General features: G+C 39.5%; 20 protein-coding genes and 1 riboswitch. Of the genes, 8 read left to right on the forward strand and 12 right to left on the reverse strand.

Annotated features, from left to right (window positions below):
* Positions 1 to 153 precede the first annotated feature (153 nt).
* The 5 genes from KR50_RS16450 to KR50_RS16470 all read right to left on the reverse strand — a co-directional run bounded on the left by KR50_RS16450 (position 154) and on the right by KR50_RS16470 (position 4,789).
* Entirely contained in the window at positions 154 to 1,497 is a 1,344-nt protein-coding gene (locus KR50_RS16450) for a cell wall-binding repeat-containing protein (RefSeq protein WP_052477182.1), read from the reverse strand.
* A 178-nt stretch (positions 1,498 to 1,675) separates the two neighbouring features.
* On the reverse strand, positions 1,676 to 2,317 hold the full coding sequence (locus tag KR50_RS16455; RefSeq protein WP_041061220.1) for a hypothetical protein: 642 nt from the start codon (positions 2,315 to 2,317) through the stop codon (positions 1,676 to 1,678).
* 247 nt (positions 2,318 to 2,564) lie between these two features.
* Positions 2,565 to 3,335, reverse strand: a complete 771-nt coding sequence (locus KR50_RS16460; RefSeq protein WP_041061223.1) for a tyrosine-protein phosphatase — start codon at positions 3,333 to 3,335, stop codon at positions 2,565 to 2,567.
* Positions 3,336 to 3,351: 16 nt separating this feature from the next.
* On the reverse strand, positions 3,352 to 4,053 hold the full coding sequence (locus tag KR50_RS16465) for a CpsD/CapB family tyrosine-protein kinase (RefSeq protein WP_041061226.1): 702 nt from the start codon (positions 4,051 to 4,053) through the stop codon (positions 3,352 to 3,354).
* Positions 4,043 to 4,789, reverse strand: a complete 747-nt coding sequence (locus KR50_RS16470; protein WP_041061229.1) for a YveK family protein — start codon at positions 4,787 to 4,789, stop codon at positions 4,043 to 4,045. Before KR50_RS16470 ends, KR50_RS16465 begins: the two co-directional genes overlap by 11 nt.
* A gap of 196 nt (positions 4,790 to 4,985) precedes the next feature.
* On the opposite strand from KR50_RS16470, the gene KR50_RS16475 reads away from it, so the two are divergent.
* The 4 genes from KR50_RS16475 to KR50_RS16490 all read left to right on the forward strand — a co-directional run bounded on the left by KR50_RS16475 (position 4,986) and on the right by KR50_RS16490 (position 8,503).
* A complete protein-coding gene (locus tag KR50_RS16475; RefSeq protein WP_041061231.1) occupies positions 4,986 to 5,816 on the forward strand; it encodes an SGNH/GDSL hydrolase family protein in 831 nt (276 codons plus the stop codon).
* A gap of 27 nt (positions 5,817 to 5,843) precedes the next feature.
* Positions 5,844 to 6,872: a C40 family peptidase gene (locus KR50_RS16480; RefSeq protein ID WP_041061234.1), complete on the forward strand. Its 1,029-nt coding sequence runs from the start codon at positions 5,844 to 5,846 to the stop codon at positions 6,870 to 6,872.
* A gap of 196 nt (positions 6,873 to 7,068) precedes the next feature.
* On the forward strand, positions 7,069 to 8,337 hold the full coding sequence (locus KR50_RS16485) for a helix-turn-helix domain-containing protein (protein WP_041061235.1): 1,269 nt from the start codon (positions 7,069 to 7,071) through the stop codon (positions 8,335 to 8,337).
* Positions 8,321 to 8,503 carry a hypothetical protein gene (locus tag KR50_RS16490; RefSeq protein ID WP_041061238.1) on the forward strand — a complete coding sequence of 61 codons (183 nt, stop codon included), beginning with the start codon at positions 8,321 to 8,323 and terminating at the stop codon, positions 8,501 to 8,503. The genes KR50_RS16485 and KR50_RS16490 overlap by 17 nt, the downstream gene beginning before the upstream one ends.
* 248 nt (positions 8,504 to 8,751) lie before the next feature.
* Here the strand turns inward: KR50_RS16490 and KR50_RS16495 are convergent, their stop codons facing one another.
* Positions 8,752 to 9,207, reverse strand: coding sequence for an IDEAL domain-containing protein (locus tag KR50_RS16495; protein WP_041061239.1), 456 nt, complete (start codon positions 9,205 to 9,207; stop codon positions 8,752 to 8,754).
* Between the two features lie 421 nt (positions 9,208 to 9,628).
* On the reverse strand, positions 9,629 to 10,513 hold the full coding sequence (locus KR50_RS16500) for a 3D domain-containing protein (RefSeq protein ID WP_041061242.1): 885 nt from the start codon (positions 10,511 to 10,513) through the stop codon (positions 9,629 to 9,631).
* Positions 10,514 to 10,733: 220 nt separating this feature from the next.
* Here KR50_RS16500 and serC point away from each other — a divergent pair, with 220 nt between their 5' ends.
* On the forward strand, positions 10,734 to 11,846 hold the full coding sequence (gene serC / locus KR50_RS16505) for a 3-phosphoserine/phosphohydroxythreonine transaminase (RefSeq protein WP_041061245.1): 1,113 nt from the start codon (positions 10,734 to 10,736) through the stop codon (positions 11,844 to 11,846).
* On the forward strand, positions 11,843 to 13,030 hold the full coding sequence (locus KR50_RS16510; protein WP_041061248.1) for a phosphoglycerate dehydrogenase: 1,188 nt from the start codon (positions 11,843 to 11,845) through the stop codon (positions 13,028 to 13,030). The genes serC and KR50_RS16510 overlap by 4 nt, the downstream gene beginning before the upstream one ends.
* 179 nt (positions 13,031 to 13,209) lie before the next feature.
* Here KR50_RS16510 and KR50_RS18780 read toward each other — a convergent pair whose 3' ends face one another.
* Positions 13,210 to 13,314: a putative holin-like toxin gene (locus tag KR50_RS18780; RefSeq protein WP_232304302.1), complete on the reverse strand. Its 105-nt coding sequence runs from the start codon at positions 13,312 to 13,314 to the stop codon at positions 13,210 to 13,212.
* Between the two features lie 292 nt (positions 13,315 to 13,606).
* Between KR50_RS18780 and tagU the strand changes: the two genes are divergently transcribed.
* Positions 13,607 to 14,530 carry a polyisoprenyl-teichoic acid--peptidoglycan teichoic acid transferase TagU gene (tagU, locus tag KR50_RS16515; RefSeq protein ID WP_041061250.1) on the forward strand — a complete coding sequence of 308 codons (924 nt, stop codon included), beginning with the start codon at positions 13,607 to 13,609 and terminating at the stop codon, positions 14,528 to 14,530.
* 42 nt (positions 14,531 to 14,572) lie between these two features.
* On the opposite strand, the gene KR50_RS16520 is transcribed toward tagU, so the two are convergent.
* The 4 genes from KR50_RS16520 to KR50_RS16535 all read right to left on the reverse strand — a co-directional run bounded on the left by KR50_RS16520 (position 14,573) and on the right by KR50_RS16535 (position 20,549).
* Positions 14,573 to 15,490, reverse strand: a complete 918-nt coding sequence (locus KR50_RS16520) for a hypothetical protein (RefSeq protein ID WP_041061253.1) — start codon at positions 15,488 to 15,490, stop codon at positions 14,573 to 14,575.
* Between the two features lie 452 nt (positions 15,491 to 15,942).
* Positions 15,943 to 16,467 carry a VanZ family protein gene (locus KR50_RS16525; protein ID WP_041061256.1) on the reverse strand — a complete coding sequence of 175 codons (525 nt, stop codon included), beginning with the start codon at positions 16,465 to 16,467 and terminating at the stop codon, positions 15,943 to 15,945.
* A gap of 501 nt (positions 16,468 to 16,968) precedes the next feature.
* Positions 16,969 to 17,054: riboswitch (cyclic di-GMP riboswitch) on the reverse strand.
* 197 nt (positions 17,055 to 17,251) lie between these two features.
* Entirely contained in the window at positions 17,252 to 19,186 is a 1,935-nt protein-coding gene (locus KR50_RS16530) for a bifunctional metallophosphatase/5'-nucleotidase (protein ID WP_041061259.1), read from the reverse strand.
* A 208-nt stretch (positions 19,187 to 19,394) separates the two neighbouring features.
* Positions 19,395 to 20,549: a glycerate kinase family protein gene (locus KR50_RS16535; protein WP_041061262.1), complete on the reverse strand. Its 1,155-nt coding sequence runs from the start codon at positions 20,547 to 20,549 to the stop codon at positions 19,395 to 19,397.
* 284 nt (positions 20,550 to 20,833) lie between these two features.
* Here KR50_RS16535 and KR50_RS16540 point away from each other — a divergent pair, with 284 nt between their 5' ends.
* Positions 20,834 to 21,820 carry a LacI family DNA-binding transcriptional regulator gene (locus KR50_RS16540; protein ID WP_041061265.1) on the forward strand — a complete coding sequence of 329 codons (987 nt, stop codon included), beginning with the start codon at positions 20,834 to 20,836 and terminating at the stop codon, positions 21,818 to 21,820.
* Positions 21,821 to 21,878: the final 58 nt, after the last annotated feature.

The following is a 21,878-nucleotide window of genomic DNA, read 5'->3' on the forward strand; positions in this document are numbered from 1 at the left end:
AAGACCTTTTTATTCGTATCCATATACGAATAAAGATCTATAGAATTTTATAGTAGTATAATTGAAGAACAAAAAAACGCCTGCCATTCCAGTTACTCAGCCTGTTCAAAACAGGTGAGCATCAAAGAATGCAAGCGTTTAAGAGCTGTACACTTATTTATTTATTACATCTACTGCACCAATATAAGCGGCTTTCCAGTAGGAGTTGTTTAATGAAGTAATTTCAACACCGTCATTACCCGAATGGATGAACTGATTGTTTCCTATATAGATGCCTCCGTGAGAAGCACCAGGCTTATAGGTTTCAAACATCACAATGTCGCCAACTTTTGGTGAGCTTACTTTCGTGCCGTAGTCCCAAATATCTGCAGTTGTACGAGGAATATAAACATCATGCTTGTTAAACACATAGCCCAGATATCCACTGCAATCAAAGCCTGATGGTGTTGTTCCTCCCCACAAATACGGCACACCGAGATAATCCTTGCCTGTTGAAACTACTGCATCCGATAGATCAATCGATGGTGATGGCTTCGGAGCAGGCGGTTTAGGTGCATCGAAAGCAGAAGCGTTAACCACGGATTCTCCCCCAATTACATTTACAGTGCTTACTTTTTTACTTTTAAGCACGTTTCGCACCGGCGTTGGTAAAGATGTAGGACGTGTTAGCACAACTGGCTGATTTTTTTTAGCAGCGAAAGTTGAACCTGTTAATGCATCAGCAAACCCTTGTCCTGTAGCGGCTGTTACTGTATTCATCGTTGATGGAAATAAACTCTTAGCAACTAGAGCAGATGTCTCGTATCGATCTTTCCCAGCAAATCGTTTCGGCTTAGGGAGTTGACTCGCAACATTCTTCGAAACTGCGCCTGTTCCACCAACAATGATAGTAGAGGACATGCCTTTTACATAATTTTTAACAGATGGATCAATATCATTCTTTGCTGTTAAAAGAATGGGATACTGATTTTTAGCAGCAAACGATGCTATCGATAAACTATCTGCAAACGAACTTCCATTTACGACAATGGCTCTTGTGGCGCCAATTCTCTTTGCAATATTTACAGAAGTTTCATACCGGTTTTTACCTTGAATTCGATCTACTTTAATTCCAAGTGATTGCAGCTGCTTTTCAACTGATGTAGAAATAATAGAAGGCCCGCCTAAAATGACAGCAGTAGAAGGTTTCAGTCTTTTAATCTCTGCCAGAGTATTTGAGCGAATGCCGTTTTGCGCTGTCAATAAAATTGGAGCTTTTAACTTGTGAGCCAGTGGAGCACCTGCTAAAGCATCAGGAAAATTATTCCCTACAGCAAGTACTATATGATTTGTTCCATTCGGAAAATCTTCTTTTGATATTTTTACTGCCGTTTCATATCGGTCAGAACCCGATATTCTATTAATATCGAAAGACGATGCTTCAGCAGAATCTATCTTAATGACTGAGAGGAACATGAGGACAATAACAAAACTTATGATGTTTCTGGTTTTATTCAATCGTATGATCTTCCTTTCAATTATAAATTCTATGTAACGTGTTTTATTGTAGCATTGTCTATTAATCTATTGTTTTACAGTTAGATTACAATTAGATTAAATAGGTTTAAATTCGAGAAACATAAAAATAGACAGCGATTTTACTCGCTGCCCACTATTTACATATTTAATTTGCGATTTATTTGAGCTCACCTTTTGTTCCCTCATAATTATGCAAGTACAAATATTGTGACAGTTTCCACATAAACGTCCGCTCGATTTCACTGACAATCCAGCGTTTTGGTACACTTTCCGGCAGATCCTTCATTGGCTTACTCTGAAGATAAAAGCATGCGTCAATATACCAGGAGTGAAGAACAGAATGATCAATAAATTCTCTTTCCAATCCGTTAATTCCTTCTTCTGTTGCAAGATACTTATGATAATATTTATCATGGTTTGCTGTCAGCAACTCATCCATTGAATGTCTGATGCGTGATTGAAAGGAGAGAATATGCTGATCGAGAGCTGGAACTGAATCGAATTTTTCTCCTCTTAAGAGACTGGACAAGGTTCTTTTAATTTCTTTTTCCACTTCGAGAAAGTAGATTACGTTTTTTAAAAGAGAGTATTTATAGTGGTCTTTAGAGGGATTGGCATACCTTTTTTTATCAATTTGATCTTTGATGCTTCTTTGAATGGATTGAACTGAGTATGGTTTTGTTAATCCTTCAACCATTTCTTCTACCATTACTTTCAATTGTTTTTTCTCTTCTTTTAATCGATCTTCTTCTGTTGCCTCTTGTTTAACTTTATTTTTTCCAAAAGAAAATAAACTCATTGAGTTTTCCACCTCCCTAAACAGAATGAACAGTTACTCACATCTTTGATCATAGCATTTTTGAAATCCATTAAACAGATAAAACGAAATATTCTAATATTAGTAATGATCGTTTCTCAGTTTTCAAGTCTGCTCAAGATCAAGATGGAAGAATGATGGTGCGGTACCGATACCGCTTTCCCTAAAGAAAAAACCCGATTAATTGACGCGAAGAGGTCAAATCGGGTTTATGCTTCAGGAGATTTGTTTATCGATTTAAAAGCTTCGACCAGAATCCCTTCGTTTTCATTTCCATGGGCGGATTCAGCTGAAGAGAATGTCCTTTTAACAGCCTGTCTGCATTTTCAAACACACCAAAATCATGACCGTGTGCTGATTCGATCGCCTTTTGTGCTCTTTTCATCGCAAATCCTCTGTGCCTTGTATCATGTGCATCCGAGGCAATAAAGTGCGCAAGCTGGTGTTCAACCAGTTCGATAGAAAACTTTTGAATTTTCTTTCCGAAGTCTCCTGCTATACTTGCCGCAGTTACTTGGGAGAGTGCTCCCTGATTAATAAGCGAATATAGCTTACCCGGATCTTCCATAATTGCGGAGTTGCGCTCGGGATGGGCAATAATTGGAATCAGCCCCGCTACCTGCATCTCGTATAAAACACGTTCGGTGTAAGCAGGAACCTGACTCGACGGCAGCTCCACCAGCACATAATTAGTTTTTCCTGCTAAGTTTAAAATTTCGTCCCTGGCATAATCTTCAGCGATCTCACCATATATACGGACCTCTTGACCTGGATGGATGGTAATCGAAAGACGATTTTCCTGTGCCAGTGAATTTACTTTATCCACTAATATAAGGACATCTTTTTTTTCATTTATGAAGTGACGGTTTCGATGATGAGGGGTGGCAATAATATCGGTTACCCCGTCCTCAATGGCCTGATGCAGCAGAGCCAGTGTTTCCGTTTCATTTTGAGGACCGTCATCCACACCATACAAAATATGGCAATGAATATCAATCATTTAGCGGTCCCTCCGATCAGTTGTTTCCATAATAGTAGTATTCATCGTTGCTCTTCATTTTTTTATCATTTAAGACGACTCCAAGAATCTTTGCTTTTGCTGAAACAATGGCTTCTTTTGCTTTTGTGACTTTATCTTTATCCGCAATGCCGGCTCGAACGACCAGAATTGTTCCATCACATTGGTGGGAAAGCACCTGGGCGTCTGTTACAGCCAAAACGGGAGGCGTATCAAAGATAATCAGATCATACATGTTTTTTGCTGTATCAAAGAAGCGGTTCATTACCCGTGACGACAAGAGCTCTGAAGGATTTGGAGGAATCGGTCCGGAAGACAGAATATCAAGATTTTCAATATCTGTTTGATTCGCAGTCTTATCAAGTTCTGACTGTCTGGTCAGCACCGTAGTTAAGCCAATCGTATTCATCATATTAAATGTGAAATGAACCGTAGGCTTTCTCATATCAGCGTCTACCAGTAAGACTTTTTTCCCCTGCTGTGCAAATACAATGGCAAGGTTTGCCGCTGTTGTTGACTTTCCTTCACCAGGACTTGATGAACTGACTGTAATCGTACGGATATCTTCATCAATCGCAGAGAATTGTATATTTGTCCGAATAGTCCGGTACTGCTCTGATGCAACAGACTTGGGGTTGTATTCGGCAATTAGATTTCTTTTTTTACTATCCATATTGCTTTTTTTAGGTTTAGCTGCCATATCGTTCACTCCTCACTTGACTTGTCCGTGTGTTTTTCCCCTGAGGATCTTCATCAACGAGATGTGTGATGTTCCCAATTACACCTAAAACGGGCAAATCCAATGTTTTTTCAATATCCTGCTCAGTTTTAATCGTATTATCCAAGTACTCTAATAGGAAAGCGATTCCGACTCCTACCATGAGTCCAACCACAAGAGCGATCGCCATGTTTAAAAACGGCTGCGGGCTGACAGGCGACTGGCCGTCAGAAACGACTGCTGGAGTTAAAATGCTTACATTATCTACACTCATTAAATTTACAATTTTATCCTGAAATACTTCAGCTGTACGATTTGCAATATCTGCTGCAACATACGGATCCGGATCCTGAACGGTAAGATTCACTACTTGAGAATCCTGCTCTGTTTGTACGGTGATCTTTTCATTTAACTGACCGAATGTGAACGATCCATTCAGCTGTTCCGAGACTTTATCGAGAATGACTGGACTTTTAATAATTACATTATATGTATTTATTAATTGCAAATTTGCTTGAATATCTGAAACATTCAAATTTGGCTGGTCACTTTTCTCCTGATTGACTAGCAGTTGTGTCGATGACTGATAAACAGGAGTAATTAAAAAATAGGAGACCGCTGCACTTATTGATACCGCAAGCAGGGCGATTACAATAATCATGACCATACGTTTTCTGAGCGTTCCAAATAACTCCTTCAAGCTAATAGTTTCTTCCATAACAAATGTTTCCTCCTGACATAGATAAAAATAACCACTTTATTATAGCATAGGGATTAACCGCCTAGCTTTATTAATTTCAAAATTCGTTAAAGATTTACAATCATTCTATCAATTGGACAAACTTTCTTATATAATTATAACGTACTTTTTTCTGTACCTTTCATATCACAATAAAAAGGGAGTTTAAACCTATATGCTGAAGAAAGTTCTACTCATTGTAAGTATTGTTTTAACTGGAGCAGTAGTTTATTTTGGACAGGATGCATGGAAAGATTCTCAAAAAGAAGTTCACCGTTCATCTTCCTCTGTGGTAGAATCTACTAGTAATGCCAATTCGGAAGATTCTGCTGATTCTTCTACGTCTATCGAAAACGAGTCTAAAAAGGGTAGCGCCGATGAATTGGAAGACTTGATTGCCAATCAGCCGCAGGACGTTCAGGAATTTTGGATTGAAAGTAAAGAATCTGGTGATACGGTCGATATAACTTTTGTAGCTACAGAATCTGCCGTGGCACTAGAGGAGAATTGGACCACCTTAATAGAAGAAAGCTTCCTTTCTTCGTATGAAGGAATAGACTTTGCTTTCTCCCTGATTACACATGAAAACGAAGGTACATCAGAAGATTGGCTGACCTCTCTTCAATCAGAAGCAGTAACCTTTGAAGGACAGGATATTGTTCTTTACGAACTGCCTGTTATCAATGATAACGGAATGCTCTCAAGCCAGGACCAAATCTATTATACAAATCGTTTTTTAGAAGAAATGCAGTCAAATTTTCCTGAAACGCATTTATTTACGCTTCCTTCACAGCCTCTTTACAACTCAACCTATTATCCTGGCGAATTGGAAACGGTACAAGAAGTTGTGGAAGAACAGGGTATTCCTTTTTTAAATCATTGGGAAGATTGGCCTTCAATAGATGATGAAGAGCTGGAAAACTATTTAACAGATGATAATGATCCCAATGAAGAAGGAAACACCATTTGGGGCACATACCTGGTCGACTATTTTTCTACAAATTAATTAATCTATAGGAGTGTGGGGAAACAAATGAAAAAAACATTATTCGCCGTAGCGGCAACTGCAGCTATCACGAGCTTTTGGGGCTTTGATCAAGAAGCTGAAGCCAGTACAACACATAAAGTTAGCTCAGGTGATTCATTATGGAAGATTGCCAATCAGTACAGCACCACGGTGAATAATTTAAAAACGTTAAATAAGTTATCTTCTGACATGATCCATCCCAATCAAGTGCTGAAGATTTCAGGCAGTTCAGCTTCATCTTCTTCAAACAGACCATCTTCTTCTGTATCCAATTCATCCGGCGGAACGTATACCGTAAAATCCGGTGATACATTAGGCGCAATTGCACAAAAACACGGGATGTCATTATCAACATTGCAAAGTCTCAACAACGTGTCTGGACATCTCATTTATCCAGGTCAAAAATTAAAGGTCAGCGGTTCTTCTCAGGGATCTTCTCCCGCACCTGCTCCTACTATTTCTCAGCCTGGGTCAAGCGCTTCAGGTTCATCTTATACGGTAAAGTCCGGTGATACATTAGGAAGAATTGCATTAAACCATAAGGTAACGGTAGCAAATTTAAAATCCTGGAATAATCTTTCTTCTGATTTAATCCGGGTAGGCCAGCGTTTAACGATCAAGGGCGGCTCAGGTTCATCAGCTCCTTCAACGCCATCAGCTCCTTCAAGCGGCAATACCGGCAGTTCAGTTGTGAATATTGCAATGGCACAAATGGGCGTGCCATATGTTTGGGGCGGCAGTTCTCCTTCAGGGTTTGACTGCAGCGGCTTCATCTATTATGTGTATAAGCAGGCTGGAGTGGATATTTCCCGTACGAATGCAGAAGGCCAGCATGCCCGTTCTTATGAAGTGTCTTCCCCTTCCGTTGGAGATTTAGTATTTTTTGAAAATACATATAAAAGCGGCATTTCTCATGTAGGAGTCTACATAGGAAATAATCAATTTATTCATGCGAACGATGGCGGTGTTCAAATCACCAGCTTGAGTAACAGCTACTGGAATTCAAAGCTTGAAAGCTTTAAACGCTTTTATTAATCTCCTATAGTTAAAAAGCTGCTTCAACAACCGATACCCTCGATTGTTGAAGCAGCTTTTTTCTGCAAGCTTGAATCAACGGTACGATTTCAACTTTAAAACAAAGAGTTCGTTCAGAATATTTAGACGGAAACAGTTTTTCGATATATACTGAGAACAGTTGATCTACTATTCTAAAATCGAAAGGACGATAATTGTGAATGTAGGTTCGATTATAAAGTATTACCGCACCAAAAAAGGATTAACTCAAACTGATTTGGCAGATGGCATCTGTTCCACTTCTCATCTAAGTAAAATCGAAACTAATATGTACACCGCTAACGAAGAAACTCTAAACATGCTTCTTCAACGCCTGGATCTTCGTTTAGAGGATGAGAAAAACAGAATGGGTGAAATTGAGGATCTGTTGCAGGAATTTATTGAATCCTTATTTGCATATGACGATGAACAAATTGATCATCTTTATATTCAGATTTCAGAAATAAAGGACTATATTGAAACAAGCGAATATGTAAACTTATATCATATTTATATGTATCGGTATTATGTGTGGAGTGAATTGCCGGAGAAAGAAAAAGAAATTTTAACTATACTTCAGCGGATTAAAACAACATTTACGCCTGCAGAACAAAACTTGTATTTGTTTATTCAGGCCTTAAATTTATCTTTTTCCAGTGACTATAAAGCCTCCATCAAGCTGTTTAAAAAGTTTTTGGATAACCCTCTTCCTGTTGGAAAGTTTTGGACAGCTGAAGCCTATTACCAGCTGGCGTTATCATATAGTCATATTAACCAGCATGAGGCCTCTGTTATTTATGCGAAGAAGGCTTCAGAAATTTTCGAAACAGAAAGCAACTGGAAGCGGTTAATTCATACGCAAATGATTTTAGGTATTTGCTTTATGGAACTAAGACTTTTTACAGAAGCGGGTGCGCTGTATAAGCCGCTTGTAAGGAATTCCCGCATCTTTTTTCGTGACAGCGTTTATCCACATATATTGTCTAATTATGCCAGATGTCTCCTGACTTCCAAAGAATATAGTAAGGCAAGAAAATTAATGGAGGAAGCCTTGGTATTACTGGGAAAAGGATCGGAACAATATATGGTGGTACTGCTAAACTGGCTTGAAAGCGGCCTGAAAATCGACCTTCTTACAGAAGAATGGGAAAGAAATCTGAATGATTTCCACGATTATAGTCTAAATTTAGACAATAAATATTATTTTTACTACGCTGTTTACTTAAAAAAAATGCAATTTTCCCAAGTCGACGGGATTAAATATGCGATAAAATGGTTGTATCCCTATTTAATCAAACATTCCTTTTATCAAGAAGCAGAAGAACTGCTACCTGGAATCATTGATTACTATAGTGAAAAAGAAGATCACGAAAAAGTTATTCACTATTACGATCAGTGGAGAGAGCTGGTCAAAAAGGAGAGGTCATACAATGAAGAAGGTTTATAAACCGGTTTTGACAGTATCTTTTACAGCAGCTATCCTATTCGCAGGCATCGCTTCAGTCCCTGCTGTAAACGAAGAGTTAGTGGAAAAATTCCGTGTACATGTAGAGAAGGGTGAAGCGCCTGATTCAGGAAAAGTGATTTACCCTCCAGATAAAAGAGTAAGCTAATCATCAGAATTTTCCCAATAGACGAAACGGTTTTTATATTCTACAATAAGAATATGAAATGACCCAGCAATACCCTCTCATTGGCCGCCTGCTAGATGCAGGCGGCACTTTTTTATGCAAAACGGATTATTCATTGATGTAATAATGATCAGGTGCATTTAAATCATAAAAAATAAAACCGCAATCACCCAATCAAAGTAACAGTCTTTGAAGGTGGGATTGCGGTTAAGTTCCGTTCAGCGGAAGCATTAGTGAGTCGCCTCCTCTAGCTTAAGACGATCGGTTAGCGCCATAAATAAGTCTTTATTACCGTCAAGCAGCGCTTTATCAATTAAGCGGTGAAGATTTTGACGTTCTAGAAATAAAATTTCTTCACACAATGCCTCCTCTTCTTCATCCGTCTTGATTTGCTGCACATAAAACGTGATAATCGATTTTAAATGATCCACTAAATCCGAAATTTGCATAAGCTGAAATAATGGAATTCTGAATATGCGCGTTCCTCTTTGAAAAACAAAGATATCGGTTAAATTTTCAATTTGTTTCGTCTTTAAATTTATTCGGATCTCATTAGATTCCACAGGGATAAATTGATACACTTCTTTTCCTTTGACAACAGAGAAATATTGATAGGCAAATACCAGCTTAAGATCGTGTCCTTCTTGCAATGTATAGAAAGGCTTCATCATTTTGATCGTCAGCAACTTAATTTCCTCCTCTCTGTATTATTTTTTAAATATTCAGTTATTTAATTATATTATCAACTATTTTATGAAAAAAATAAAGGGTTAATGCTTAGCAAATCCTTTTCACTTTCATAATGAAAGCAAATATTCACCTTTAAATGAATCAGCCTTTCTTATTTTTTTATATTATTCAATTAGCAATCTATTTGCGTCTTGGTTTTGTTTATTTTTCTAGTACTAATGTATCTTTATGAACTAAATTTAATAAATTATACCATTTAGAGCGTATAAGGTTGTGTACATTCCCCGTAAAAAACTGCGGGATTACACACAATCTGATCGAAAGAACTACCTTTCCTATTCATCAAGCTATACATAATGTAAGAAGATAAAAAAAGCCACCTCCAAATGGAGATGGCATAAATAGGTTTACCCTAGACTATTCAAGGATTTTAACTTGTACTTCTTGAACGCCATAATTAAGCGCGTCTTGCTGAGAAGGAATAAACAAGTCGATTTTGTTGCCTTTAATTGCGCCGCCAGTATCTCCAGCGATCGCTTCACCATAACCTTCAACCCATACTTTTGATCCAAGTGGAATTACGTTAGGGTCTACTGCGATTACTTTTTGGTTTGGATTTGAACGAAGATCAATTCCAGTTCTTGTAATACCTGAACAGCCATTGCAATATGCTGTATAAGCTGTTGCTGTTACAGTTAGTTCCTGAACTGCTTCAGAAGATGGTGCTGCTGATTCAACAGGTGCTGCTGCAACTTCCTCTGCTGGTGCTGCTTCTTCAGCCGGTGCTGCTTCTTCAGCTGGTGCTACTGATTCAGCAGGTGCTGCTTCCTCAGCCGGTGCTGCTGCTTCAGTTGGTGCTGCTGCAACTTCCTCTGCTGGTGCTGCTTCTTCAGCTGGTGCTGCTGCAACTTCCTCTGCTGGTGCTGCTTGAGCAGTACCGCCAGCTACTGTTAATTGATCACCAGGGAAAATCAAGTCGCTTGATAAGCCGTTCCAGCTATAAAGCTTGTCTACTGAAGTTCCGTGCGCTTTAGCGATTTCAGAAAGAGTGTCACCACTAACGACCGTGTATGATTCTTTTACTTCTTCGCTGTGAAACTTGATCTCTTGTCTAGGATATATAAGGTCGGATGATAAGCTGTTCCAATGCATTAGTTCTTGAACCGTGACGTTGTTTTCTTTTGAAATTGCCCACAGCGTGTCGCCTTTTTCTACCGTGTGGGAAGATGATGCTGATGCTTGTCCTGCTGCTCCAGCAGTCAGTGCTGCCATTGCAGTTAGTGCTACAATTTGTTTTTTCATGAAATGAAGCCCTCCTTTTCACTAACAGTACCTATCATATCATCTATAGATTGCAAGAACATATCAATAGAGTTAGAGTGTGGTAACAATTACATTACGTTAAATACTGTTCTCCACTCATTGACACATGTCCGTCATAGAACTATACTAAGACCTATCTTTGTGAAGAATGTTTCATAGTTAAGCATCAACTGGAGAAAATTAGAGGAGTTGAGTGACATTGGATCGCCTAGTTAATTTTTCCGCAGGACCTTCTGCTCTTCCGCTTGAAGTACTGCAGCGAGCGCAATCAGAGCTCGTCAACACAAACGCCAGCGGGATGTCGGTAATGGAAATGAGTCATCGATCAAGAGAATTCGAGCGAATTTTAGTTAATGCGCAATCCCGCCTGAAAAAAATGATGAATATACCGGATTCCTACAAAATTCTTTTTTTACAAGGCGGTGCTTCGTTACAATTCTCTATGATTCCATTAAATTTGTTACAAACAGATCACAAAGCCGCCTATTTAATCACCGGTTCCTGGTCAAAAAAGGCTTTGTTGGAAGCTGAAAAAGTTGGGAAAGCAAAAATATACGCTTCTTCTGAAGAAAATGGATTCAAATCCATTCCTTCATTTTCACAATCAGCACTTTCACCGGACACAGATTATTTACATATCACCGGAAACAATACTATAGAAGGAACTCGTATAACGGAGCTTCCCGACACGGGATCTGTTCCGATCGTTACAGACCTGTCATCTAGTATTTTATCTGAGAGAATCAATGTAGAAGATTATGGGGTTATCTATGCAGGAGCTCAAAAAAACCTTGGCCCTTCAGGTGTAACCGTCGTTATTATTAGAGAAGATTTAATAGGAAGAGCAAGCAAGGCGACTCCTTCCATGCTGGATTATGCCACGCATGTAAAAGCTAATTCTCTATATAACACACCGCCTACATTTGGCATTTATATGATAGGTCTTGTATTGGAGTGGATTGAGTCGTTAGGGGGAATAGATGAGCTGGAAGCTCGAAATCATGAAAAGGCTTCATTCTTATATGATGCTATTGATCAGTCTTCTGTTTTTTCTTCTCCAATAAATAAAAAAGATCGTTCCTTAATGAATATCCCTTTTACATCTCTTGATCCCGATACAGATTCTGCATTTCTTCATTTTGCTGAATCAAAAGGTCTTGTCGAATTAAAAGGACATCGATCAGTCGGCGGAATGAGAGCGAGCCTTTATAATGCGATGCCCTATGAAGGTGTGGAGAGGCTGGTGGATGCCATGAAGCAATTTGAAAAACAAACGGTAGCAACGCTTGATAAAGGAGGAGACAAACTGTGACTTATCAAATTCAGACGTATAATAAAATTGCAGAAGCCGGAACTTCATTATTTCGAGATTCATACGAACTTAATACGGCAGAAGAACCGGATGGAATTTTGCTCCGGAGCCACTCCCTTCACGATCAATCTCTTCCCCCTTCCTTGCAGGCCATTGCCAGAGCAGGTGCGGGAACGAATAATATCCCACTCCATGCCTGCTCAGAAAAAGGCATTGTAGTCTTTAATACACCAGGCGCTAACGCCAATGCAGTAAAAGAATTAGTGCTATCCTGTTTAATTGCCAGTGCAAGAAATTTGTTCTCAGCTATACGGTGGACACATACGCTTGAAGGCACTACAAATGTGGCGTCTCAAGTAGAAGCCAATAAAAAAGCGTTTATCGGGAATGAAATCAGAGGCAAAAAGCTTGGTGTGATCGGCCTTGGTAATATCGGGTCAATTGTAGCAAATGATGCTCTTGCACTCGACATGGATGTAGTGGCCTATGATCCATTTGTGTCAGTCGATGTAGCCTGGACCATTTCAAGGAATGTTCAACGGGTTCATCAGCTTGAAGAACTGCTGTCTACCTGTGATTACATTACGATTCACGTGCCATTGTCTCAAAAAACAACCGGATTTATTGATAAAAAAGCGTTTCGATCCATGAAAAAAGGAATGCAATTTATTAATTTTGCTCGCGGAGAATTAGTGGATGAACAAGCGCTGACCCATGCTTTAGAAGACGGCACCGTTGGAAAATACATTACAGACTTTCCTAATGATCATCTGTTTAATCTGGAGAATGTAGTAGCCATCCCGCATTTAGGGGCTTCAACGACAGAGTCGGAAGAAAATTGTGCCATTATGGCCGCGCAGCAATTAAAGGTGTTTTTGGAAACAGGCAATATTCGCAATTCTGTTAATCTGCCTAATGTCAGCTTACCGCTCATTTCACCGGGAAGGCTGACCATTATGCATCAAAATATCCCCAACATGGTTGGACAATTTTCAACGCTGCTCGCTGAAAGAGAATTTAATATCGCTGACATGCTCAACAGAAGCCGTGGTGACTGGGCTTACACATTAATTGATATTGATAATAAGCTTACCAGTGATCAGGCTGAAGATATTTTAAACCGTCTACAGACGATTAAGGGTGTAGTCAGAGCGAGGCATCTGGTAAACGGCTGGCATGAATAAATTACCTGCATTTTCTCTGCTTTCTAATGGATTTTACTGTATAAAAACGATATAGTAGAAATATAAGTAGAAAATGAGGGGGCTAACCCCCCCATTTCCGCAGCAGCTTTTCTTATAGATTGGCTGACTCGGAATCAGATTATCAGGAAATAACCGTTATCCTTGCCAAGGGGGGACGGTTATTTCTTTTTTTGGCTGATGATCAAGGAAACAACCAGGGTGAGGACACTGATCGCTAAAACGCTAAACTGTGCTACTACACTCACTGCCTCATACACTGTCACCCGCACCACCTCCCTCCATTGGGAAGTAGCCTGCCAACTATTAATTGCTGTGCAGAATCATTATATCATTTTTCGAACATATGTTCTATTTTATGTTGAAATAAGTACCATTTTACTGCTATGTATCTAGTTGACGATCAAAAATGAGAAATTAAGACTATGTTTAGACAGGCAACCTTCAATTTACGACAATATTCTTAAAACTTTCATTTATTCTTTATGAGAAGATATTCCTTTTTCCCCTCCATCATGCTATCTTAAATAGAGATAATGCTGAAATGAGGGACAATGTGTGAGAAGAGAACGCAAGAAAAAGAAATGGCTGAAATGGCTTTTAATCGGTGTTACAATACTGCTGCTTAGTATTGGGGCCTATATTTTTACAGTCTATCAATCTTTAAATACAGCTACTGAAAAAATGCATGAGCCTATAGAACGCGAAGCCTCTAAAAAGAGAACAGAACAAGTTAAATTTAATGAACAAGACCCCTTTTCTGTCCTCATGCTCGGGGTAGATGAGCGGGATGATGATCAGGGAAGATCTGACACAATGATTGTGATGACTGTTAACCCGAAAGAAGAGACGACAAAGCTCTTGAGTATTCCCCGTGATACCATGACTGAAATCGTGGGCAAAGGCATTGACGATAAGATCAATCATGCATACGCTTTTGGCGGAATTCCAATGGCTATGGACACGGTTGAAAATTTTCTCGATATTCCAATTGACTACTATGTACAGGTTAATATGGAAGGCTTTGAGGATATTGTGGATGCAGTCGGCGGTGTGACTGTTAGTAATTCGTTTGCATTTGATTATGACGGTTACAGTTTTCCTGAGGGAGAGCTTACCCTAGATGGACAAAAAGCTTTATCATTCTCGCGCATGCGCTATGAAGATCCAGACGGTGATTTCGGACGCCAGGAAAGACAGCGCCAGATTATTCAAGGGGTTGTCCGTGAAGGCGCCAGCATCAATTCACTCTGGAACTATGGAAACATCTTTAATGCACTTGGCAATAATATCAAAACCAATTTGACATTTGATGAAATGGTAGACATTCAAAGTGAATACCGGGCTGCTGCTTCGAATTTTGAGCAAACCTCGATTCAAAACGGATATGGCGAACGCATAAATAATGTTTATTATTACATTGTTCCTGATAATGAAATTCAATCCATTCAGGCTTCACTAAAAGATCATCTAGATATATAAAACCGGAAAAATCCGCTGCATGAACCACTGCAGCGGATTTTTTTATGTATTGGAAGAGTGAATTAAGTTATTCTTTGAAAGATAGATAGTTCCTTTTTCTGTAAGTTTATAATGGATTTTATTTTCCACTTTAACTTTCATAACCATCGGACGGGCTCTGCTTAGCGCGGTCTGAACCGTACGCGGGCTGCCGTTATATTGTTTGAGCTGAAGCAGAATCTGATAAACCATAATGGTTCGCACTAAATTTGTAATTCCTTTTTCATGAAGATAGTACAAGATTAAGAGGAGCTGTTCTTCAAAATTTCTAAGCTTTTTCAGCTTTTCATACTCAGCAGGTTCAATGGTTTCGACAAAAAGGTCCACCTGTTTTTTTTGCTGATCAGATTCAAACTGATCAAGTAAAATTTTTCCGTTTCTCTCTTTACGACTGTACTGTATGCGATCTTCCACATGCTTAATGCCCAAAGAAGTGATCTTATACGCTTGTTGACTGCTTGAGGTGCCCACAAGTTCAAGAAAACCTTTATCCACGCATTGAAAAATAGAAAAATGAATATTATTTGGCAATGAAATCTCTGCCTCAGGATAAAGATGGCTGAGCGTTCGGGCAGTAATGACCTCATTTTGATGAAATAATGATAGATAATAGGAAAACGACAACACATAAAGCCATTCGGTCGTAGGCTCTATTTCCTCCAGCAAAGCGACAATCTCTTTTTTCCCAGTGTCAGAGGCTGCAGCATCCGAATCCTGTTCAATGCTGTTATCACTTGAACGGCCGGGAGAGGCTATGTTGATTTTTATTTTTATTTCTCTTTCTGAAGGAGATAAGGTACGATCTTCAGATAAATGGTTTACAAGATTTCTTAGGTGGTGTTCAATGACTTGCGGTGAACCTTTTATAGAATGTTCATCATCTAAATATTGAAGGGTAAGAAGAAACTCTTGATTTTTCAAAAAGTAACCTCCTAAATGAGTGATTTACTACCTTTAAATAGAAATGCATGTAGGACTTTCATTAAAGACTTATTTTATCATATTTTTAACTTTTTCGCATTTTTTAATTTTACTTTCTTAAAAACTTTTCCTTTTCCTTAATAAAATAATGAAGAACAGTGCTTGAGCCAGCAGAAGCGAACCGAGCATCTGCCATGCCCGTTTTGCCTGGTACCCTGATTCATCAATAGTTACGGTTTGAGCTCTATGTAAAATTTAAGGGCATGGTCAGCTAATACAGTGTATCCTTATTTCCCCATTACTCCCCCGCTGTCTATTGATGAAACATTTTTATTTTGATGCAGGTTCACTTTCCCAACATCGAAGATAAACAGTTGTCGCTGTCAAATAAAAAACAGCCGTTCCATAGTGAAGCTCGTATGGAAAGGCAGTACAGTTAAATCTAGTATCCTTCAGTTTCTTTTTAACATAGTCCGGTATAGGAAATACACCACGATTGCCAAGACTCCACCCGTCGTATCTAACATTACATCCTGAATGAGCGGAGTTCTTCCTCCAGTCAAGTACTGGCGATATTCATCAAGAGCAGCAAAAAATACGATGAATAGAAAAGTCGCTGTAATAGAAATAAGTAGTTTAGGATATAAATAATGCAGAAAACTGCTTAAAAACAAACCGATCATAAAAAAGAACCCTAAATGCGCACCTTTTCTAATAAAAAATTCCACAAATCCAGCGTAGCCCCTCTCATCAATACTGACAATGGATCCTGCATATGAAAACTGAACCCAGCTGAATTGATCACGGAAAAGTTCCAATGACGTGATCCGGTCCAGTATCGGAATCAGCGACTGCTGTTCATAGGTTTGTGAAGATGAATACCAAATAGCTCCACAAAACAAAATAAAAGGAATTAATCGCAGCAAAGCGCCTCTTACCCTTGATTTCTTATTATTAGCTCTCCTTTGACTTCTCAAACTATAACCTCTTCTCTTTACTGCCAATTGTCCAATCTAGTAGAATATCTCTTTTTCTAGTATATGAAGGGCATTCTATTAAAGTTCTTTAAAAATAAAATCATACCATTAAATGGACAAATTCGCCCTATCTAAATCTATGTATAATAGTTACATTAGCTATGCCGGACCGAAACATAGACAAAACAATTTTACTGATTAAAAATGCCAGTCATCATTGAAGATTATTTCGTTCTAAATCTATACCTTTCCATAAAAAAGAAGCTGCTTAAAAGTTCGTTAACACGACTTTTAAGTCAGCCTCAGTTAGCCACTAGCGGTTACGGCCGGAATTCTCCGGTTTTTTCTTGCCACAGACGATGCAGGTGTCTGTATAAAAATTATACCGATGCTTTTTCTTGAATTTGCAATCCAGCCAGTATTTTATTTTCATAGGTTTATAAACACTTTCATTTTTAAATCGTTCAACTTTATTCCTCCTAAAATACAAGAATATCGTATTTCAGCGGCTCAGCCATCCTAGTTTATCTACCTTAAATCTGTAGCTTTGCAGTCCCAGCTTTTCAACTGGTTTGCCTTTTATTAAAAAAATATTCTTATCTAAGAGTAATAATAGCTTTTTCACAAAAAAACAGCAACTTAAATATACATATTTGTATATCTAACAGGCCTATATAACTAATTAACTATATAAAAATCTTAAAAGCTGGAAAGCACACCGCTGTATCGCAGTGTGCTTTCCAGTTTTTTTTAGTTCATTGTGCAGCGTTTCCTATTTCACTCGTTATTCTGCAACAATACGTCCTTCTACTGACGGTATTTCCTGGCCGGAAGCGATTGCTTCAATCAAAATTGCGCTTAAAAGCTCTCCGCTGTTGTATTCAATAAATTCTTCACCAAACATGGTGTAGCCATCTCCACCAATAGCTGTGAAGTCGTTTGTTGCTACGGTATATTCATTCGATTCATCTAATGGCTCTCCGCCGATCAGAACTTCTTTCACACGGGAACCGGCAGCTTGCGACGGATCATATGTGAAGCTCATTCCGGAGATATGGAGGAATCCTCCATTCTCACCAGGTGCAAGACGCACTGAGTGCTCAAGTGCTGCTTTGATCGCAGCGCCGTCAATTTTCATTTGTACCAATGTATTTACAAACGGAAGCACTTCCTCAACATCTCCACGGGTGACTTCTCCTGCTTCGATGCTTGCGCGGATCCCTCCGCCATTTGTAAAGGCAATATCACTGCCAAGTGTTGAGCGCATTGAGTCTGCGATTAAATTCCCCAGATTTGTTTCCTGCGTCCGTACTAGTCTTCTGTCACCTTCAAGTTTCACATCTGTACTGCCAATAACAACATTAAGTAACGCATCAACCTCATCCTTATAAGGTTGAATGATAGTATTAATTTCTGATTTTCCTTCTATTGAAGAGTCGTCACGGTACAAAAAGCCGTTTACTCCTATTAACTTGTCATCATGAAAGACAAGATTTGTCTGTCCAAGTGCTTTTCCATATTCAAACGCTTGTGAAACATAAGCCTCATTGTATTTCACAGGGGTTTCAAGAGTGTCGTGACTGTGTCCTCCTAGGATTAAGTCTACTCCTTCTACCTGATCTGCAATTCGTTCATCCGTTTCCAGACCGGAATGGGAAAGAAGAATAATATGATCGACTTCATCTTCAATCGCATCGACAATTTCCTGGGTACGAGTTACTTCATCTTCAAAAACGATGCCTTCTAAATTTTTCGGGCTCGTTTTAACGGCAGTATCCGTAGCTGTCATTCCCACTACTCCGTATTTTTTTCCATCCCGTTCTAAAACAATATGGTCTTCCAAATAAGGATCTCCATTTTTTAGAATGTTTCCGGATATAAGCGGAAAGTTCATTTCTTCTGCAGCTTCAAGCAGCTGTTCATTGCCATAATTAAAGTCATGATTTCCTGGAACCATCGCATCAAAGCCCATCTCATTCATCGCTTCAATGGCCGGCTGACCTTCAAAATTATTTACAACAGCCGTTCCGTGCAAAGTATCTCCCATATCAAATAAAAAGGCATCATGATGATCATTTCTGACATTATCCACAATTTCGGCTACCTTCGCCAGACCCATTTCTCCCTGTTCTTCATTGTGCAAAATCCGCCCGTGGAAGTCATTCGTATGAATAATAGGAGTCATTTCAAATGTTTCCTCAAACGTATCCATTAAAGAAGTAAAGTCATAATACGTTAAAGGCTTTTTAGGTTGGATCGTCTTTCTTTGATGGGTTTCTATTAAACCCAGCGCTGCAGCTGCAGACATTTCCTTAATGTACGCTGGCTTAATCGCACGGAAATCTTTGTAGGAATGTAAATGTCTAACAGAATAATAGTCTCGAAGATTTAATGAGCGAATGAGAAATACATACGCCTGTTCTTTCGTGATTTTTTCGTTCGGACCAAATTCTTCAATCATTTTTTCATCAAGAATACCAACTCGCATCGCAGCGTCTATGTAAGGCTCGTCTGCAGGTAAAACATCATCAAAAGGCAATTCTGCAGGAGTTTGCAGGTCAATGCCGAGTGTTGCAACCAGTTCCTTTAAGAATACAGCTCCCGTGATCTTATCGTGCTTGGCAGGTGCCATTGAAGCATCAGTCGAGGCAGTAAATGTTGAAAAAGAAAGTGAAAACGTTAACAAAATAATAAATAAAGCTTTTAATCCAACTTTCAAAATAAACCCTCCGTTTCCTATAAGTAGTATCATACTCATTTATCATAAAGCTTTTACGTAAGTTGAAACAACACTTAATTTGTAAAAAATTTATAAATTTTTGCGATTAATTGGAACGCTTTTCTGGCTGCATTCGACAATTATTTCCCGGTAAATAATCGCGAGCACGTATAAAGTCTACTTTAATGGGTTTACGTCCCGGAGAGTTCTAAACAGTTCCTCTCGCTCTTTGAGCAGCAAGCCATAAACGAGCCAGATTCTCAGAGGTTTGTTCGACATTTTGCGCGCCGACTCTTAAAGCATCCTTCAATGTTACAGCTCCATTTACAATACTAAAGGCAGCATCAATTCCGTGGTCATAAACGGCTTCATAGCCTTTTCCTAAACTGCCGGCCAATGCCACTACCTGAGCACTTCCGCAAATTTTTGCTCTTTTCGCCACGCCCACAGGAGCTTTTCCCTGAACCGTCTGCCTGTCTATTTTTCCTTCACCTGTTATGACGAGATCTGCATCATGAACCTTTTCATCAAATTGAATAACATCTAGCACTAGATCAATTCCACTTGTGAGTTCCCCGTCTAAGAATGCAATAATTCCTGCTCCGAGTCCGCCTGCGGCTCCTGCTCCTTCAAGTCCGTCTACCTTTTTGTCTAAATCCTTTTCTAGTACGCGGGCATAATGAGAAAGACAATGATCGAGCATAGCAACCATATCCGGGTCTGCCCCCTTCTGAGGACCAAACACTACTGAAGCTCCGAACGGACCGGTCAGCGGGTTTGTTACGTCGCAAGCTGCTTTTATGTCCACTTTTTTGAGTCTGGGATCCAGCCCTAATGTATCTACTTGGGCTAAATGAGCCAATGCTGCACCTCCTGCTGGAAGTTCCTGTCCGGTTGAATCGGTGAGTTTTACCCCAAGTGCCTGAGCCATGCCCGCACCTCCATCATTGGTCGAAGAACCGCCCAATCCAAGCACAATCGTTTTCACACCTTGATTAAGTGCATGCAGAATCAGCTCACCGGTCCCCCGGGTAGATGTGATGAGTGGGTTTCGGTCTTTTTCCTCTACAAGGTGCAGACCTGATGCAGCTGCCATTTCAATAATTGCCGTTTTCCTGTCACCTGTTACTCCATAAAACCCCATGACCTTTTCACCAAGAGGACCTGTCACTTCCATTGGGATTACTTCTCCTCCCGTGGCTGCCACTATCGAGTGAACGGTCCCTTCTCCGCCATCTGCGATTGGAAGAGAGACAAATTCAGCCTCAGGAAGCACTTTTTTAAATCCCTTTTCGATTGCGAGGCACACATCGGGTGCTGATAAGCTTTCTTTAAATGAATCTGGTGCACAAATAATCTTCATTTTTTCACCTGCTTCTTAAATTTAGTCTATAATAGAAGAGATCGTAAAGGACCTATTTCATAGACAAAGTCTCTCAACCTATTCTTGACTTGCAAATCCTCTTAAAAAGATCCTGTTTTAAATCTTCTTTAACAGTCCCCGGATATCCTTTATTTTCGGGTGGGTGTAGTTAGTCCCTTTCTTCCACTTTTTTTGTATTCATGCTAACCCTCCTGCAATCCCGCGTGGACAGAAAAGAAAAAGTACCCTAAACTAAACGTAGATATAGTAAGGGAGGCGCTCTAATGACAACCATTAATGATATTGCGAAAATGGCGAACGTGTCCCGCACGACAGTATCCAGAGTTTTTAATAATGGCTATGTAAGTGAGGATGTCCGCAAAAGGATTATGAAAATTGTAGAAGAAACCGGCTATACGCCAAGCCTTTCCGCAAAATCGTTGCGTACGAAAAAATCAGGTGTAATTGGCGTCATTCTCCCGAAAATCAGCACTGAAACCGCAAGTCGTGTTGTAAGCGGAATTAATGAAGTAGTGGCAAAGGAAAACTTTCAAATCCTGTTAACCGACACAGAGCTTAAAAAAGAAAAAGAGATCGAATATATCCGTCTGCTCAAAAGCCGTCATGTCGACGGTATTATTTTGCTTGCAACGAATATTAATGCCGATTTGATAAAGGCGATTTCTGCAGCAGACCTTCCTTTTATTTCGATTGGACAAGACCTGCCAGGTGTCACATCGATATTGTATGACGATTACCATGCTGCTTCTGATCTAACAAACCTGCTCGTGGCGAATCATCATAAGAAAATTGCCTTTATTGGCGTCGGAGAAGAAGATCCTTCCGTTGGCAGGCAGCGTAAAATGGGCTATCTCGATACCTTAGCGAAAACCAATCTTCCTATCAGAGAGGAATGGATTGAAGAAGGTGATTTTAGTATTGAATCCGGTTATGAATGCGCGAAAAAAATTATTAGAAATAGCGAAAAGAATCTTCCCACTGCGATTTTTGCTGTGACGGATAGGATGGCAATTGGAGCCATGGAATATTTGCGTGAGCAGGGCTACTCGATCCCGCAAGACATCGCTGTTGCAGGAATCGGTGCATCAACCATGTCGAAACATCTCACTCCACCGCTCACGACAGTAGATTATTATAATAAGGATGCAGGGAAAAAAGCGGCTCAGCTTTTGCTTGCTCAAATGGTGCAAAAAAAGGACAAAGAAAAATACACACAAACCTATAGACTGATTAAAAGAGATAGTGTATAGTACTAATTACTAAAGGACATGTAATCGATTCCACACATGTTCCTTTTATTTTTTACCT

Origin of the sequence: Jeotgalibacillus campisalis (assembly GCF_000829515.1) — a bacterium.
Lineage (GTDB): Bacteria > Bacillota > Bacilli > Bacillales > Jeotgalibacillaceae > Jeotgalibacillus > Jeotgalibacillus campisalis.